Annotated in this window: 14 protein-coding genes; 2 read left to right on the forward strand and 12 right to left on the reverse strand. The window is 46.9% G+C overall.

What is annotated here, in order from left to right:
• Window positions 1-13: 13 nt before the first annotated feature.
• Both R7Z78_RS00295 and R7Z78_RS00300 read right to left on the reverse strand, forming a co-directional pair.
• On the reverse strand, window positions 14-274 hold the full coding sequence (locus tag R7Z78_RS00295; protein ID WP_017820228.1) for a hypothetical protein: 261 nt from the start codon (window positions 272-274) through the stop codon (window positions 14-16).
• A gap of 220 nt (window positions 275-494) precedes the next feature.
• Window positions 495-1,109 carry a glutathione S-transferase family protein gene (locus tag R7Z78_RS00300; RefSeq protein WP_104976584.1) on the reverse strand — a complete coding sequence of 205 codons (615 nt, stop codon included), beginning with the start codon at window positions 1,107-1,109 and terminating at the stop codon, window positions 495-497.
• Window positions 1,110-1,393: 284 nt separating this feature from the next.
• On the opposite strand from R7Z78_RS00300, the gene R7Z78_RS00305 reads away from it, so the two are divergent.
• Window positions 1,394-1,969: a TetR/AcrR family transcriptional regulator gene (locus R7Z78_RS00305; RefSeq protein ID WP_005375904.1), complete on the forward strand. Its 576-nt coding sequence runs from the start codon at window positions 1,394-1,396 to the stop codon at window positions 1,967-1,969.
• A gap of 1 nt (window position 1,970) precedes the next feature.
• On the forward strand, window positions 1,971-2,375 hold the full coding sequence (locus tag R7Z78_RS00310; RefSeq protein WP_005375901.1) for a PPC domain-containing DNA-binding protein: 405 nt from the start codon (window positions 1,971-1,973) through the stop codon (window positions 2,373-2,375).
• Between the two features lie 98 nt (window positions 2,376-2,473).
• On the opposite strand, the gene nirD is transcribed toward R7Z78_RS00310, so the two are convergent.
• The 10 genes from nirD to R7Z78_RS00360 form a co-directional block, all read right to left on the reverse strand.
• On the reverse strand, window positions 2,474-2,809 hold the full coding sequence (nirD, locus tag R7Z78_RS00315) for a nitrite reductase small subunit NirD (RefSeq protein WP_005375895.1): 336 nt from the start codon (window positions 2,807-2,809) through the stop codon (window positions 2,474-2,476).
• Complete coding sequence (nirB, locus tag R7Z78_RS00320) at window positions 2,810-5,329, reverse strand: nitrite reductase large subunit NirB (protein WP_104976583.1); 2,520 nt, start codon at window positions 5,327-5,329, stop codon at window positions 2,810-2,812. It lies immediately after the preceding gene.
• A 10-nt stretch (window positions 5,330-5,339) separates the two neighbouring features.
• Window positions 5,340-6,176, reverse strand: a complete 837-nt coding sequence (locus tag R7Z78_RS00325) for an ABC transporter ATP-binding protein (RefSeq protein WP_005450080.1) — start codon at window positions 6,174-6,176, stop codon at window positions 5,340-5,342.
• 11 nt (window positions 6,177-6,187) lie between these two features.
• The gene (locus tag R7Z78_RS00330; RefSeq protein WP_005375889.1) at window positions 6,188-7,153 is read right to left on the reverse strand and encodes an ABC transporter permease; all 966 of its coding nucleotides are present in this window, start codon (window positions 7,151-7,153) and stop codon (window positions 6,188-6,190) included.
• Between the two features lie 337 nt (window positions 7,154-7,490).
• Window positions 7,491-8,855, reverse strand: coding sequence for a CmpA/NrtA family ABC transporter substrate-binding protein (locus R7Z78_RS00335; RefSeq protein WP_005375887.1), 1,365 nt, complete (start codon window positions 8,853-8,855; stop codon window positions 7,491-7,493).
• 265 nt (window positions 8,856-9,120) lie between these two features.
• Entirely contained in the window at window positions 9,121-9,702 is a 582-nt protein-coding gene (locus R7Z78_RS00340; protein WP_169644553.1) for an ANTAR domain-containing response regulator, read from the reverse strand.
• Window positions 9,703-9,775: 73 nt separating this feature from the next.
• Window positions 9,776-10,693, reverse strand: coding sequence for a dienelactone hydrolase family protein (locus R7Z78_RS00345; RefSeq protein WP_104976580.1), 918 nt, complete (start codon window positions 10,691-10,693; stop codon window positions 9,776-9,778).
• A gap of 229 nt (window positions 10,694-10,922) precedes the next feature.
• On the reverse strand, window positions 10,923-11,876 hold the full coding sequence (locus tag R7Z78_RS00350; RefSeq protein WP_104976579.1) for a glycosyl transferase family protein: 954 nt from the start codon (window positions 11,874-11,876) through the stop codon (window positions 10,923-10,925).
• Window positions 11,873-12,778, reverse strand: coding sequence for a uroporphyrinogen-III C-methyltransferase (gene cobA, locus R7Z78_RS00355; RefSeq protein ID WP_104976578.1), 906 nt, complete (start codon window positions 12,776-12,778; stop codon window positions 11,873-11,875). The genes R7Z78_RS00350 and cobA overlap by 4 nt, the downstream gene beginning before the upstream one ends.
• Window positions 12,779-12,798: 20 nt before the next feature.
• Window positions 12,799-15,462 (reverse strand): nitrate reductase, encoded by a 2,664-nt coding sequence (locus R7Z78_RS00360; protein WP_104976577.1) that lies wholly within the window; start codon window positions 15,460-15,462, stop codon window positions 12,799-12,801.
• Window positions 15,463-15,492 lie beyond the last annotated feature (30 nt).

The following is a 15,492-nucleotide window of genomic DNA, read 5'->3' on the forward strand; positions in this document are numbered from 1 at the left end:
GTTGCTTTACTGGCTAACGCAAAACACTAGTCACTGACTGCTCATTTCTAAAACGGCTGTAGTCTTCGGCTAATAATTGGTGTTGATATCGAGTGTAAGACAACGCTTCATTAGAAATTAGTATCTGATGCTCTTTTTCGATTAACTGACTTTGCAGCCTTTCAATCTGTTCATTCTGCTGTGTGTAATTGAGGTACAGTGCGAATAGACCAAAAACCGAAACCATTAACAGGGCGATTAGAATATTATTGATAGTTTTCACTTGAATACTCATGACCTCTCCTTGTCTATTATTAGACTTTCCATGATGAAAGAGAGCGTCTACGGACCAAGAGCCCAAGGCTCTAAAACGCAACGAAGCAAATTGAGGTTGTTTTTCCAATTATAGGCGATAGGAGAAAAAATAAGAAAAATCTGAAAAAATTTGAATATCCTGCTGAGTTAAGAATCGGTAAGGTGGTAGCAGCGAGCTATCATCCACTCGCTGCAATACATTAACTCTGAAATGCAGGTCTAGCTAAAATTTGGTTATACCATCGAGCAATGTTTGGCGACGTCGATAGCACATCAATTTCTAGGCCTTTAATTGCGAAACTGATCAAAATAAAGCCTGTTATATCGACGATAGTAAAATGGTCTACGGCGATAAAATCATTATGTTCAAGGCGCTTGTCTAAGACAGGCAGAAATTCGTAGACGCGTTGTTTTGATTCTTCGCCCCATGCTTCAACGCAACGTTCTCTGTCTCGATAAACTCCGGTCATGTTTCGAAACGCCTGAAATGCCGCATTTAGTCCTTGGAACTCCACCACACGATGCCACATTTCCACCTGAGCACGTTCGAGCTGGTTAGCACCAAACAGCGCCAGATCATTTTCAAACGCTTCATCTAGGTAGCGACAAATCGCCACGCTTTCACAGATCGTCGTACCATCATCCAGTTCCAGCAGAGGCACTTTGCCATTCACGCTTTTCGATTTAAACGGTTCAGATAGGTTATCGCCCTCACGAACGTTCAGCGCAATTCGCTCAACCTCGCCACCGATTTCCTTCAGAAAAATGCTAACTCGCTTACAACTTGGAGTCATTGCGGTTTCATAGAGCTTCATTTCACATCCTTTTATCTTTTTCTAACCGATTGGTTAGGATATACTGTAGTCAGTTTATAAACGATCAGTCAAGAACTTCACTATCAAAAATTTTCAAACAGTTGTGGGTCTGTTTGCTGAGCGAGATTTTTGATGCCGTTTGTGAGTTCACATGAATTTGGAGGCTGATACCCAAGCATAGATGGGTATTCATCATATTGGTTCAGTTCGAACGCTAGAGGTTCTCTGTACCATCCCTCCAAAGCAATTTAATTACCCGATAAGCAGACCCAGGCAGGTAATTTATGGCAAGAAAAGCCAACTTCGACCGAGATGAAAAGCTTCTCGTGGCTATGGATGTGTTTTGGCGCAAGGGCTTTGCGAACACGTCTATCTCGGATCTCACCGACGAGTTGAACATCAACCGCTTCAGTCTTTACAACACCTATGGTGACAAGCAACAGCTCTACTACGAAGCGCTCGATACTTACTTAAAAAAGGTCTCGCTACCGTCACTCAATGATTTGGAAAAAGACGATGCGTCTTTACCTGAGTTAGAATCGTTCCTTAAATCTTTTGCTGAGCTGCAGCGCAAACGGAACTGTGGGTGCTTTATTCAAAATGCGTTGATTGAGCACGCTGGCGAAGACGATGATGTACTGCGTAAAGGGCATTTTTTGTTTGACCATCTTATCGACATCATTGCGGATGCGCTGACCAATGCGCAAAAAGAAACCTTAGTGCCGAAAACGCTGAAACCAGAAGAGCTCGCTCGTTTTGTTCTCAACAACATGCAAGGCATGCGCGTACTTGGCAAAGCCAAACGTTATGCCGATTTGGATACGGCGCTTTCCTGCTTGCTGGTTTTGATTAGGAAGTGACATGTCGATTGAAGTGATAGCAGTACGTCTTACCAAAGGCATGGACTTAAAGCTGAGCCTAGCGAAATTGGTCGAGCAGCATGGTATCAAAGCAGGCTCGATTGCCTCATGCGTTGGCTGTACCTCTTACCTCAACCTTCGTTTGGCAGGTGCAGAGAGTACGTTAACCAAACAAGAGCCATTTGAAATTGTCTCTGTGATGGGAACCCTAACGGCTGAACATCAACACGTTCATATCTCGGTGTCTGATCGTGAAGGACGAGTTTGGGGTGGGCATTTGTTGGAAGGCACAGTGATTGATACTACCGCAGAATTGATCATCCATTCTTACTCAGAACTTGAGTTCACTAGAGCGATGGACGACTCGACTGGCTATACCGAACTACAAGTGAATCCTTGCGAATAATTAAAAGCTCCAGAGCCTTACCGTGTGGTCTCTGGAGCTTTATCCGCTTATCTCTTACGCTAAGAATTTACTCATATCGAGCAGGCAAATTTCTAGGATCATTCTTCGACTAAATAACAAACCTGATTATCGTCGACCGTTACTTGCCAAGTTTTTAGACAGTACGCTTCATCTTCCAAACACTGCCCACTCTTTAAACTGAAATGCTGTTTGTACAGTGGTGATGCAACACACATCTCACCATCGATATCACCGACAATCCCTCGACTCATCACATAAGCCTTACCAATTGGGTCCCAATCTTGAACGGCATAAACACCACTATCAGGAATGTAGAATAACGCGACATGCTCACCTTCAATCAATACAGTGGCACCGATAAACGGCATTAAGTCATCAAGCTGACACAATTTCACTTTGGTTAAAGCTGCCATTTACACCTCCTGTTTCACCGGAATACGCTGACCGCGCACACGTTGGTACGGCAAGACTTTGCTGCCCGACGTGCTGTTCAAGAAAGGACGGAAGCGTTGCAATTTCTGAGGATTATCCAGCGTACTCTTCCACTCACATTGATAGGTATCTATGACTCGCGCCATTTGCTCATCCAATGAATCACATAGGTTGAGAGAGTCATCCAAAATCACTTGTTTAAGGTAATCTAGGCCCCCTTCCATGTTCTCCATCCACACCGACGTACGCTGCAAGCGATCAGCGGTGCTGACGTAGAACATCAATACTCGGTCAATCATGGTGATCAACTCTGATTTGGATAAGTCAGATGCAAACAAATCAGCGTGTCTTGGTCTCATGCCGCCATTCCCGCAAACGTATAGATTCCAGCCGTTTTCGGTGGCGATCACCCCAATGTCTTTACTTTGCGCTTCTGCACACTCGCGAGTACAGCCCGATACGGCAAACTTAAGCTTATGGGGCGCTCGCAATCCTTTGTAGCGGTTCTCTAACTCAATAGCTAATCCGACCGAGTCATCAACACCATAGCGACACCAAGTAGAGCCGACGCAAGATTTCACGGTGCGCACCGATTTACCGTAGGCATGCCCTGTTTCAAAACCAGCATCAATTAAGGTTTGCCAGATTTCAGGAAGCTGTTCTAATTGCGCACCAAATAAATCCACGCGCTGACCGCCAGTGATCTTGGTGTACAGATCGTATTGCTGAGCAACTTCGCCTAGCACGATAAGTTTGTCTGGTGTGATTTCACCGCCCGGAACACGAGGCACTATCGAGTAAGAGCCATCTTTTTGCAGGTTAGCCATAAAGGCATCATTAGAATCTTGCAGAGATTGATGCTGCGGCTCCATGATGTGTTCATTCCACAAAGAAGCAAACACAGATGCCGCTGTAGGCTTACAAATATCACACCCATGCCCTTTGCCATGCAGTGCAATTAAGGTGTCGAAGTCTTTGATTTGTTCCACTTGGCAAATATGGAACATCTCTTGGCGACTGAGCTCAAAGTGCTCACAAAGGTGGTTGTTAACCTCTACCCCCATGGCTGCCAATTGAGTATCCAATACCGACTTGACCATATTGCTACAGCCACCACAGCCAGTACCGGCTTTGGTGTTGGCTTTAAGGTCCGTCAGGTTGGTAGTACCAGCTTGAATCTCGGCAACTAAGTCGCCTTTTGTGACGTTGTGACAAGAACAGATGATGGCGCTGTCTGGCCTTTCTCCGTCCAGCATTCCGGTATCAAACAGCAGGTTCGCTGCATGGTCTGGCAAGACAGTTTTGTTCAAATAACACTGTAAGAGCGCATCGTAGTCACTGTTGTCACCAACGAGAATCGCACCAAGTAATTGGGTGCCGCTCGCATCAACCACCAGCTTTTTGTAGATGCCTGCAACCGCATCTTGCAATACCATTTCTTGAGCGCCTTCGGTTTGCATTTGTGCATCGCCGATAGACGCCACATCCACCCCAAGCAGCTTGAGTTTGGTGCTCATGTCTGCACCTTTAAAACCTTCGCTCGGCATACCAGTCAAAACATCGGCAGTGGTTCTCGCCATGGTGTAACCGGGAGCGACCAAACCAAAGATCTTCTGCTCCCAAAGGGCACATTCGCCAATCGCGTATATGTTCTCATCGCTGGTTTGGCATTGGTTATTTATCACAATGCCGCCTCGCTCACCGACCTCTAGCTCGGCCAATCTTGCCAACTCATCTTGAGGGCGAATGCCTGCGGAAAAGACAATCACATCCACTTCGAGAGGATCTTTGTCTTTAAACACCATACGATGCTTAGCCGTTTCACCATCGCAGATTCGCTCCGTACCCGTTGAGGTGTGAACGGTTAGCCCTAGCGCTTCAATCTTCTCTTTTAGCACCAAGCCTGCACCATCATCTAATTGCACGGGCATCAGGCGAGGCGCAAACTCAATGACGTGAGTTTCTAACCCCAATAGTTTGAGTGCGTTTGCCGCTTCTAAACCCAACAAGCCGCCGCCAATCACTGCGCCTGTTCTTGCGCCTTCACATGCCTTTTTGATTTGTGAAAGGTCATCAAGCGTGCGGTAGACAAACACGTTGTCTCGGTCTTTACCTTCAATTGGAGGCACAAACGGGTAAGAACCGGTCGCGAGCACGAGTTGGTCGTAACCCAGCACATCTTCACCATCAAGCAGAATACGCTTTTGCTCTCTGTCGATGCCTGTTACTTGGCTGCCAAGTACGAGTTGGATGCCATGCATGTCGTACCATTCTTGGTTACTCAGCATCAAATCATCATGAGACTTACCCGCAAACAAAGAGGACAACTGTACACGGTCATACGCGATAAAGCGCTCTGCACCAATCACGGTAATTCGGTGCTCCAAATGCGCGTTTTTCTGCACTAATTGCTCGACGAGGTGTTGCCCGACCATACCGTTGCCTACCACAACGATGTGGCTCAATGCGTTCTTTACTGGAATCGTTAAAGGACTGTTCATCGCTGTCTCCTTATGCCGTTTGCGCTGCGGTTTTGGGTTTGTCTTCTTTCGAAGCAGGAATCTCGACTTTGGATTGCTTCTCGTAAAGGAACTTCAACACGGCTTGGCGACACTTCTGATACTGCGCATCATCCGCCAGTGCGACACGCTCACGGGGACGCGGTAAATTCACTTCTAACACTTCACCAATGGTTGCCGCCGGTCCGTTAGTCATCATCACGATTTTGTCGGATAGCAACACCGCCTCATCCACATCGTGGGTAATCATGATGACGGTGTTGTTTAGCTCGGCTTGAATCTTCATCAGTGCATCCTGCAAATGCGCACGAGTTAACGCATCCAACGCACCAAATGGTTCATCCATCAGCAAAACCTTTGGTTGAAGTGCCAGTGCTCTGGCGATGCCGACTCGCTGCTTCATACCACCCGAGATTTCATCCGGCTTTTTGTGCGCGGCATGCTGCATTTGAATCAACTCCAAATAGTGATTCACTTGCTCCTGAATCCACGCTTTGCCCTTTTTGCCGGCAATTTGTTTTACAGCTAGCTCAACGTTTTGATATACGGTGAGCCAAGGCAACAATGAATGGTTTTGGAACACCACTGCGCGGTCAGGTCCCGGTCCAGCTACTTCTCGTCCATCGACGATTACGCCGCCGTCTGTTGGCATGTGTAGCCCTGCAACTAAGTTCAATACCGTTGATTTACCGCAGCCAGAGTGGCCAATCAGCGATACAAACTCGCCTTTATTGATTTGTAAATCGACGTTCTTAAGCGCGATGAACTCGCCATCTGGCGTTGGGAATCGCATCCCTAAACGCGTTAGATCTAATAATGCTTTTTCCATGATCTTTTCCCTTATCTCAACGCTTGTTGTTTATTCCAAGACAGCCACTTTTGAAGTTGCAACATGCCTCTATCGAGCATCAATCCAATAAAGCCGATGGTGATGACGGCGACCATAATACGACCCAATGATGCCGAGCTGCCGTTTTGGAATTCATCCCAAACGAACTTGCCTAACCCTGGGTTCTGAGCGAGCATTTCTGCCGCAATCAACACCATCCAAGCGATACCTAAAGAGAGACGTAAACCTGTGAAGATCATTGGAATGGCAGAAGGTAAAACGATAGTGCGGATGTGCTGCCACCACGAAAGTTGAAGCACTTTACTCACGTTGATTAAGTCTTTATCAACGCTCGTTACACCCACAGCGGTATTAATCAGCGTCGGCCATAAGCTACACAGCGCCACGGTGATCAGTGAATTGATGAACGACTTAGCAAACATCGGGTCATCACTCACATAAGTGGCACTTACAACCATAGTGACGATAGGCAGCCAAGCCAAAGGTGATACAGGCTTGAGCAATTGAATGATTGGGTTGAACGCTTGATACAGCCCTTGATTAAGACCAAGCACGATACCAAGCGGAATTGCGATAACCGTCGCCAGTAAAAAGCCCGCGGTTACAGTCACTAGGCTTGTTATGATTTGATCGAAGAACGTCGGTTTACCTGTGTAGGGACGAATCTTCACTTCCGCGTCCGGATTCTTGGCTAACTTCGCAGCATTGCGCTTTTCCTGACGCTCGATAAACGCTTGTTCCTTTTCTCGCTCTTGCCAATGGTCATCGACAAGGTTGCTGAACTGCTGAAAAGTTTGCACAGGCCCCGGTAGCGTACCTAATGAGGTTTGCACTTCTCTCGCTGCTAAGTGCCACATTGCCAAAAAGATCAGCAAACCAATGACGGGCAAAAGTACCAACCGACTTCGGTTCACTACCTGCTTAGCAGGAAAAAGGGAAATGACATTACTAGACATACTCACTCCTAAGAAATTTACATCCTTGTTACCACAAGCGAATTCCCTCGCCTGTGGCATCTATACCCAAGTGACCTCAAAGGGGCGGATTCAGAGCGTTGTCACTGATTCAAATTCAAGGCAAACAATGCCGTGGAAGAACCTTTTCTTTCCAAATTGTTTAACGATGAAGTTGTGTCAGTGACACGCTCCCACAGGGCGAGTTGTTTTTGCTTGTATACTTCGTTAACGACTTTCAATTTAGAACCACTAGATTTTCAACTCGTTGCCTCGTCTTCAAGCAAATACATCCTCGCTGAACCTCGCCTCTTGGGGTTACTTGGGTATACTGTTATGGTTAAACCTTGTCTTTTCCTTTAAGCCCGATAGAGAACTTCTCTAAATATTTATTTGGCTCGCGACCGTCATAAACGATGTTGTCGATAAAGTGTGTTTGTGGCGCACGGAAACCATCTTCAGCACTAAAATCTGGGAAGTCTTTTTTGCTCAACACACCATCTTCAATCAGCGCTTGAGCCGCTTGTTGGTAGATATCTGGACGGTAAACCTCTTTTGCCACATCCATGTACCAATCATCGGATTTCTCGCTTGAGATTTGTCCCCAACGGCGCATTTGAGTCAGATACCAAATCGCATCGCTGTAATACGGATAAGTGGCGTTATGACGGAAGAACACATTGAAGTCTGGCACGTCTCGTTTGTCGCCTTTCTCGTATTCAAATGTGCCGGTCATTGAGTTGGCAATAACTTCGGCATCGGCTCCGACGTATTCGCTTTTTGATAGCATCTTCACTGCTTCTTGGCGGTTGGCATTGTCGTTTTCATCCAACCAATGTGCAGCTCGAATCAAGGCTTTCACTACGCGAATGTGCGTGTTTGGATACTTCTCAGCCCAAGCTTTGGAAACACCAAATACTTTCTCTGGGTTGTTCTTCCAGATCTCGTAGTCGGTCACGACTGGCGTACCAATGCCTTTGAATACAGCTTGTTGGTTCCATGGTTCGCCTACGCAGTACCCTTTGATCGTGCCCGCTTCCATTGTGGCTGGCATTTGTGGTGGCGGTGTAACACTCAAAAGAACATCAGCATCCAGCTGGCCACTGTTATCGCCTGAGTCTGGTGCGTAAAAGCCTGGATGAATCCCCCCTGCCGCTAACCAGTATCGCAACTCATAGTTGTGCGTCGATACAGGGAACACCATCCCCATGTTGAACGGTTTGCCTTTATCCAGATAGCTGTCGACCACAGGCTTCAGTGCATCCGCTTTGATTGGGTGAACAGGTTTGCCATCTGGTTGTTTTGGAATGTATTGCTTCATCTGCTCCCAAGTATCATTGGAAACCGTGATTGCGTTGCCGTTCAAATCCATACTGAACGCAGTAATCACTTCTGCTTTTGTGCCAACACCAATCGTTGCGCCCAATGGCTGACCAGCAAGCATGTGCGCGCCAGCAAGCTCACCGTCGATGACTCGGTCTAATAGCACCTTCCAGTTTGCTTGTGCTTCTAAAGTGACGTACAAGCCTTCGTCTTCAAAAAAGCCTTTCTCATAAGCAACCGCCAGCGGTGCCATATCGGTTAACTTAATAAAACCAAACTTCAGGTCTTCAATTTCTGGCTCACCCAACTCTGCCTTTACGCTGACCGTGGTGAATACCGATAACGAAATTGCTGACACTTTCAGCATCGAACTCCATTTCATTGGTTTGCTCCCATAAAAAAAGCGCCACTACTCCGAAGAGCAGTAGCGCCGTTGCTAAGTCTACAATTACCGCCGTTGATAATTGAGATAAGCGATTCAACAATAAACCCAATTCTACTAATCCAATTACTGTGCCAACTTATTTTTCACAGTAAATACAATAAATTAGCACATTCCGCAGTTCGTTATCCCCCGTTATTGCTTGCTGATAGTGCAACACGCACCACGTTAGAAAATGCGCCCTAACCCTAAAGTGGTAGAGCAACTAATCCAACACTTCCAAAGTAGTTATCAAATTCTTGGCAACTTGTGCGAGCGTTTGGCTCGATTGCATGGCTGAATTTCTTAGCGCTTTATACGCCTGTTCTTCATCAACGCTGTGCATCTTCATCAGCAGACCTTTGGCTTTTTCCACCAGCTTGCGCTCTTCAATCTTATTGGTCAGTAATTTAATTTCCGATTGCATACTTTCGAATTTCGCTCTCACTAATGTCGCATGTTCAATCCAAGGTTGAAGTGCAAACTCACTATCATGCGGCATAAGTACATAGTCCATTTTTTCTGATAACCGATTGATATCATTAGATGATAACTGCTTTAAGACGATAAGAAGTGGTGCCGATTTTCTGCGGCAGAAATCGACGATCAAACGCAGTTCCGCGGTTGGTTGCTGCCATCCAACCACAACGCTTGCCGACGGTTCTCGTTGCATTAACGTTTCTAGTTGTGCCAATTGGCAGCCGATGATGTTGTCGTAATCTTTGCTCAATAAGCCGGACAATCGAGCCTGCTCTTGGAGGCTATCACAGCATACTATGATGGGTGTTTTTGACGTTGATTGAGTCATGCACATTCCTTGTTTATATCTCACTCACTAAGAGAGACATAACAAGGAATGTGCCAATTAAAGTTGAAGCGTTTTAACTAGAGGCGAGATGTTCTTTGAAGAAACCTAGTGTGCGTTCCCACGCGAGCGCCGCTTCTTCTGGTGCGTAGCGAGCCGTTGAGTCGTTATGGAAGCCATGGTTGACGTTTTCATACATTAACGCCTGATATTGCGCATCGTTCGCGATCAATTGCTGCTCATAGGCAGGCCATGTGTCGTTGACGCGCTTATCGAGCCCTGCGAAGTGAATCATCAACGGCCCTTTGACTTGCTTTTGGATCTCTTGTGCCGCTGGTGTTCCATAAAAAGGCACACCTGCATCGAGCTCTTCAGGCATTACCGCTGCAAGCATATTGACAATGTATCCACCGAAGCAAAATCCAACCGCGCCCAATTTACCGTTGCCACCCTCGTATTGTTTGAGGAAGTTAGCGGCTGCAATAAAGTCTTGTTCGATCTTGGCTCTGTCCATCTCTTTCTGCATCGCGCGACCTTCATCGTCGTTCCCCGGATAGCCGCCGAGTGGATAAAGCGCGTCTGGAGCGAAAGCAATAAAGCCATCTTTTGCAAGTCGTCTTGCGACATCTTTGATATAAGGGTTCAGACCTCGGTTTTCATGAATCACCAACACGGTCGGCGATTTCAAGGTCTTCTTCTGTGGCATCACCAAATAACCACGCCCTTCTCCATGCCCATTTGGAGATGGAAAGGTTTCGTAAGTTGCTTTGATGTCAGGATCGTTAAATGAAACTTGTTCTGCGAGTGCGTAATTCGGGGTTAGCGCATCGACCAGTGCTGTCATGCTAAAGCCAAGCACAGCAAGGCCACCCAGCCTATTTAGAAACTCACGGCGCGAGATTTTTCCGTGGGCGTATTCGTCGTACCAATCGAAAGCTTCTTGCGGGATCGGGTGGGAAGCCTTTTCACTAGGAGTGGTATGCTTTAGAACCATTATCCATGTCCTCTGTGTCTTACCATATGGGATTTTCTCATTCTCAAAAGCGAAGCGAGAAACGAACGCGATTGAGGCTAAAACTGCGGTTTCACCACTCTGATACGGAGCAAGGTGGTGAAACACATCATTGGCGAGCTAGGATCTTTTACCTTCTTCAAACAATAGATAATGGATTCAGATTCAACAACTTTGCGTCGTTGGTTTTGCATTAATTGACAATAGTTCGTTATTGCTGGCCGCAATAGGCCTGCCAGTAAGAGAAGGCGCGTTCGAATGCTTTTTCTCTGTCGTGCATTTGTGCAAACAAGACCACTGTCATCGTAGCGAGAACCGTATTCGCCATTTGGTTCATGTCATCTTCTGACGTCCCAAACGGGCAGTTCGCAGGCATTGGTACCTCAGACAGCATTTGTTCCGTCCAGTAATGCGATGTCACGCCGCTTGTTTGGCTTAGCCATACCGTTTGGCTTACTTTCGGGTTGTATTCTGACTCACCCGATTGTCCTTTGAATGACACAACGGCATGAGCGGTTTGACCAATCTCGTATTCGACTTCAGCATGAAGTTGTTGGAACCCAGGATGGAAGCTACCACGAATACCAACCGTCGCCTGCCCCGGATTCAATGCTCGAACCACGGTATTAATCGGCGTTCTAAGCCCATAACGATTCTTCCAACCGATCATGGTTTCTGCTTGAGGAGCAAACGCACTCAGCGGCAGATACACAATGTTTTGTGTTTCTAATACACGCTTTGCGTCTTCTGCTGATTCCGCTTTCGTAATAGCAAATTTGTCGAGGTAGTCTTCAGCGTGTAAACGACCAGATTGGCGGTCGTGATAGCCGTGCATCAACACTTTATGACCATTATCGGCGAGGATCTTTGCTGCCAACAGGTGCCAAGGTTGACCTGCCGCTTCACGTTTGCCTGCATAACATGGCCAGTCGATGTCTGCACCAATAGCAGGCATGCGGGATTGGAATGCTTTCACAAAGCCAGCGATTTCTTGTTGAGTCTCGTTCTGTACACGAATCAGCATCAATAACATTGCCATCTGATCGTCGTCGCACTCACCGTTTAGGTATTCATCCATAACTCGAAACGCTTGGTCAAAGTTCAGTGGTTTTCTACCACGTTCGCCACGACCGACTGTTCTAATACATTCCAAAATGCTGCTCATATTCCCTCGTATTCCGTCACTGACTGTACGGTTTCTATTAGTTGTTCGCGCAGTTTGACAACTTCTCCCATCACAATCAATGCTGGGCTCACGCCTTTAAGTGTAATCGATAAATCATTGAGCTGATTGAGTTGTGTAACGTGCACTTGTTGTTGAGGGCTGCAACCATGAGTGATGATCGCGACTGGGAAATCTGCTCTCAAACCGGAGTTGATTAAACCCGTTTGTATTTGAGATGACTTTTCTAACCCCATATAGAAAACTAACGTTTGTCCGCTTTGCATCAGTTGGCTCCACGCTTCAAATGCGCCTGTTACCACTTGCCCCGTCACAAAGGTAACGCTACGAGCAACGCCACGATGAGTCAGCGGAATCAAGCTGTTTGCTGAACATCCAATCGCAGCGGTAATGCCGGGAATGACTTCGTACGCGATTGAGTGTTTGACGAGTGCTAACGCCTCTTCGCCTCCACGGCCAAATACGAATGGATCTCCCCCTTTTAAGCGCACAACTCGCTTTCCTTGTTGAGCGAGCGATACCATCAAATCACAAATTTCTTCCTGACCAATGCTAGGTTGTCCGCATCGTTTGCCCACGTAAATCCAATCGGCTTGTGGCGAAGCCAACTCCAAAATATCTTTGTTCACCAAACGGTCGTACAGCAGAACCTCTGCCGACATAATCGCTTTCACAGCCTTTACCGTTAACAATTCAGGATCGTGCGGCCCTGCTCCGACAATCGAGACAAAACCTTTGTGGTTCGCGTCCAGGTCTAGTGAATGGTCTTCTAAAAGTTGGTTCAGTTTGCTTGCTTGATCATGCTTAGAAAAGCGAGACGAGCGTTCTTGTTTCTGACTCGCTTGTCCTTTCTTAAACCAAGACTTTTGATAAGGCGCTTCCATGTGCTTATCCTCTTTATGACTTACTTTATTTGAATAGCCAAACTTTGCTGGTTCGCTTGCTGTTTGCCCTTTTGATGCTGATGGCTGTCGACCATTTGTTTGATTTGAGAGACGCACGAGCCACAGTTAGTACCGCATTTGAGTTTGTTTTGAAGTTGGGTCACTGACGTGCAGTCTTGTTTCTCCATCGCGTCATGTATTTGTTTATCGGTAACGCGGAAACAACTACAAACCAGTTTGGCACTGCTTTGCGATTGAGTGATGGTAAGCAGTTGCGATAGCTCCATCGGCTTGCCAATCAAGCCGGTAAAGTTGGTGTAGTCGGTTTGAATCGGTTCACTAGACACCACCAAAACAGAGCGAATGATACGAACGTCTCCAACAAGGTCGTAATCCACTGCTAACCAACCTTGGGCAATATCTATCGTAATTCTGCGGCTCTTTTCCGTTCGACAAAAACTCTGCTTCTTTGGTCGCTTATCATGTGCAAAGCGCCAAATGCCCAAATTGCTTTCTGCTTGAAATGCGCTGTAGAGAAATTTAACGGAATCAAACTGTGTACCGATGAACATACCGTAGGTTTTGACCGCGGCGTCTTGCACTTCAACATAAGACGACTTAAATGCAGGCTGCCCTGAAATAGGGTCTTTTGCGCTGTTTACTATCGCATTAACACTGCTTTCACCGCCATATCGACCCGCCCAGTGCATTGACATAAACAGCTCCTGAAAACCCAAACCTTCATCAATGGCAACTTTGGCATAAATACCGGTGTTTGAAGCAGGCTGAAACAGCTTGGTGAGCTGTCCTGCTTTTAAGCGATTTTGAGTGGCAGAGAGCGTGTTCATGTACACGGTTGGTTCTAACTCTGAGGCGGCAAGGTGGGCAATATGCCCTGTGCGCGTCATGGTATGCCATTGGTCACGTTGCCTGCCCGTATTGAGCCACCAGCCTTTTGTTCTTTCTAAGCGCGTTGGAGATTCACTGGTCACGACAAAACGCGCTTTTCCATCTGGGTGTGAATAGACGCCATCAGCAAAAGGGCGCTCTCCTCCCCATTGTGTCGGCACCCACTCTTCGTATTCTTGCTCGGTTAAGTTGGCGTATTGAGAAAGATCTAGCTTCAATGGCGAATCTGCATTCATGCCTGTCATCGCGGCATATTCCCTGAATACCGCCCGCTCAGAAGTAAACGCAAAGCCATTTTGTGTCTTTTCCAATGCACACAGAGCTTGCCCAACTTGGCTTATCGCCCACCAATCTGATTTTGCTTCACCGGGAGGCGTTTGAAACTGGCGCTGCCTTGAAAGTCGACGCTCAGAATTGGTCACCATGCCTTGCTTCTCCCCCCAGCCAGCGGCGGGTAGCAATAGGTCCGCGTAATGCGCTACATCCGAATCCGCTGTGATATCGGAAACAATCACAAACGGACAAATCTCTAGTGCACGTTTTACCAATTGGTTATCTGGCAAAGAGACAACAGGATTGGTTGCCATGATCCAGAGAACTTTAATCTCACCACGTTCTACCGCCTCAAACAGTTCAACAGCTTTTAAACCGGGCTGAGTGGCAATTTCTGGTGAATCCCAAAACGCCTGCACTTGCTTTATAGACTTTGCGTCAAAAGCACGATGAACCGCTAACTGGTTTGCCAATCCACCGACTTCTCGCCCACCCATCGCATTGGGCTGACCTGTAATAGAAAACGGCCCACAACCTGACTTGGCAATTTTACCCGTCGCCAAGTGTGCATTAATGATTGCATTGCCTTTGTCGACGCCATTTTCGGCTTGGTTTACCCCTTGGCAAAACAACGTAATTGCGGTTGGGCTTTGCGCAAACCATTGGAAGAATGTCGTGAGTTTTTCTTCTGAAATGCCAATGGAAGACGTCAAATTAGTGACATCGTAACGCAAATCAGAAACTTCTTCTCTAAGTGCATTAAGTCCGTCGGTATAAGAATTTATGTATTCAGAATCAATCAATTGTTGTTCAATAAGAAACTTGAGCAGCCCATTGAAGAGTGACACATCACCATCGTTTTTAATCGGTAGATGCAAATCCGCTTGCTGTGCGGTGACCGTTTCACGCGGGTCAATGACCACCAGCTTGAGGTTAGGATTGTTTTCTCTCGCTTGTTGAATACGTCGGAATAAAACAGGGTGCGTCCAAGCGGTATTAGCACCGCAAATGATCAATAGCTCAGTCTTATCAATATCGTCGTAATTGACGGGAACGACATCTTCACCAAATGCTCGTACATGAGCCGCAACCGCCGAAGACATACACAAACGCGAGTTCGTATCGATGTTTGCGCTGCCAACATAGCCTTTCATGAGTTTGTTGGCGACGTAATAGTCTTCCGTTAACAACTGCCCTGACACGTACATCGCGACGGAATCCGGTCCAAACTCCGCTTTCGCTTGATGAATCTTTTCAGCAATCAGATCCGTGGCTTGTTGCCATTGCACCTCTTGCCCTTGAGGTCGTTGCTTGGTGATAAGCTTTGGATACAACAAGCGCGAAGGCATATTCAAACTCTCTGCCAGCGCGACACCCTTCACGCACAGTGATCCCGCATTTGCAGGATGACACGCATCCCCAACGATTCCTTTCGCATTGACCTCGACACCACATCCAACACCACAATAGGGACAAGTGGTTTTTTTGCATCCTTGCGACATAACACCTCCAGTGCGATTCAGCCCAACTTA

The organism is Vibrio sp. 1167, assembly GCF_033340375.1.
GTDB classification, from domain to species: Bacteria; Pseudomonadota; Gammaproteobacteria; order Enterobacterales; family Vibrionaceae; genus Vibrio; species Vibrio alginolyticus.

Coding starts and splice junctions, on each gene's coding strand:
- R7Z78_RS00305 (WP_005375904.1), top strand. CDS start 1,394: ATGGCAAGAAAAGCCAACTTCGACCGAGATGAAAAGCTTCTCGTGGCT.
- nirB (WP_104976583.1), bottom strand. CDS start 5,329: ATGAACAGTCCTTTAACGATTCCAGTAAAGAACGCATTGAGCCACATC.
- R7Z78_RS00310 (WP_005375901.1), top strand. CDS start 1,971: ATGTCGATTGAAGTGATAGCAGTACGTCTTACCAAAGGCATGGACTTA.
- R7Z78_RS00295 (WP_017820228.1), bottom strand. CDS start 274: ATGAGTATTCAAGTGAAAACTATCAATAATATTCTAATCGCCCTGTTA.
- R7Z78_RS00330 (WP_005375889.1), bottom strand. CDS start 7,153: ATGTCTAGTAATGTCATTTCCCTTTTTCCTGCTAAGCAGGTAGTGAAC.
- R7Z78_RS00300 (WP_104976584.1), bottom strand. CDS start 1,109: ATGAAGCTCTATGAAACCGCAATGACTCCAAGTTGTAAGCGAGTTAGC.
- R7Z78_RS00345 (WP_104976580.1), bottom strand. CDS start 10,693: ATGGTTCTAAAGCATACCACTCCTAGTGAAAAGGCTTCCCACCCGATC.
- R7Z78_RS00360 (WP_104976577.1), bottom strand. CDS start 15,462: ATGTCGCAAGGATGCAAAAAAACCACTTGTCCCTATTGTGGTGTTGGA.
- nirD (WP_005375895.1), bottom strand. CDS start 2,809: ATGGCAGCTTTAACCAAAGTGAAATTGTGTCAGCTTGATGACTTAATG.
- R7Z78_RS00350 (WP_104976579.1), bottom strand. CDS start 11,876: ATGAGCAGCATTTTGGAATGTATTAGAACAGTCGGTCGTGGCGAACGT.
- cobA (WP_104976578.1), bottom strand. CDS start 12,778: ATGGAAGCGCCTTATCAAAAGTCTTGGTTTAAGAAAGGACAAGCGAGT.
- R7Z78_RS00325 (WP_005450080.1), bottom strand. CDS start 6,176: ATGGAAAAAGCATTATTAGATCTAACGCGTTTAGGGATGCGATTCCCA.
- R7Z78_RS00335 (WP_005375887.1), bottom strand. CDS start 8,855: ATGAAATGGAGTTCGATGCTGAAAGTGTCAGCAATTTCGTTATCGGTA.
- R7Z78_RS00340 (WP_169644553.1), bottom strand. CDS start 9,702: ATGACTCAATCAACGTCAAAAACACCCATCATAGTATGCTGTGATAGC.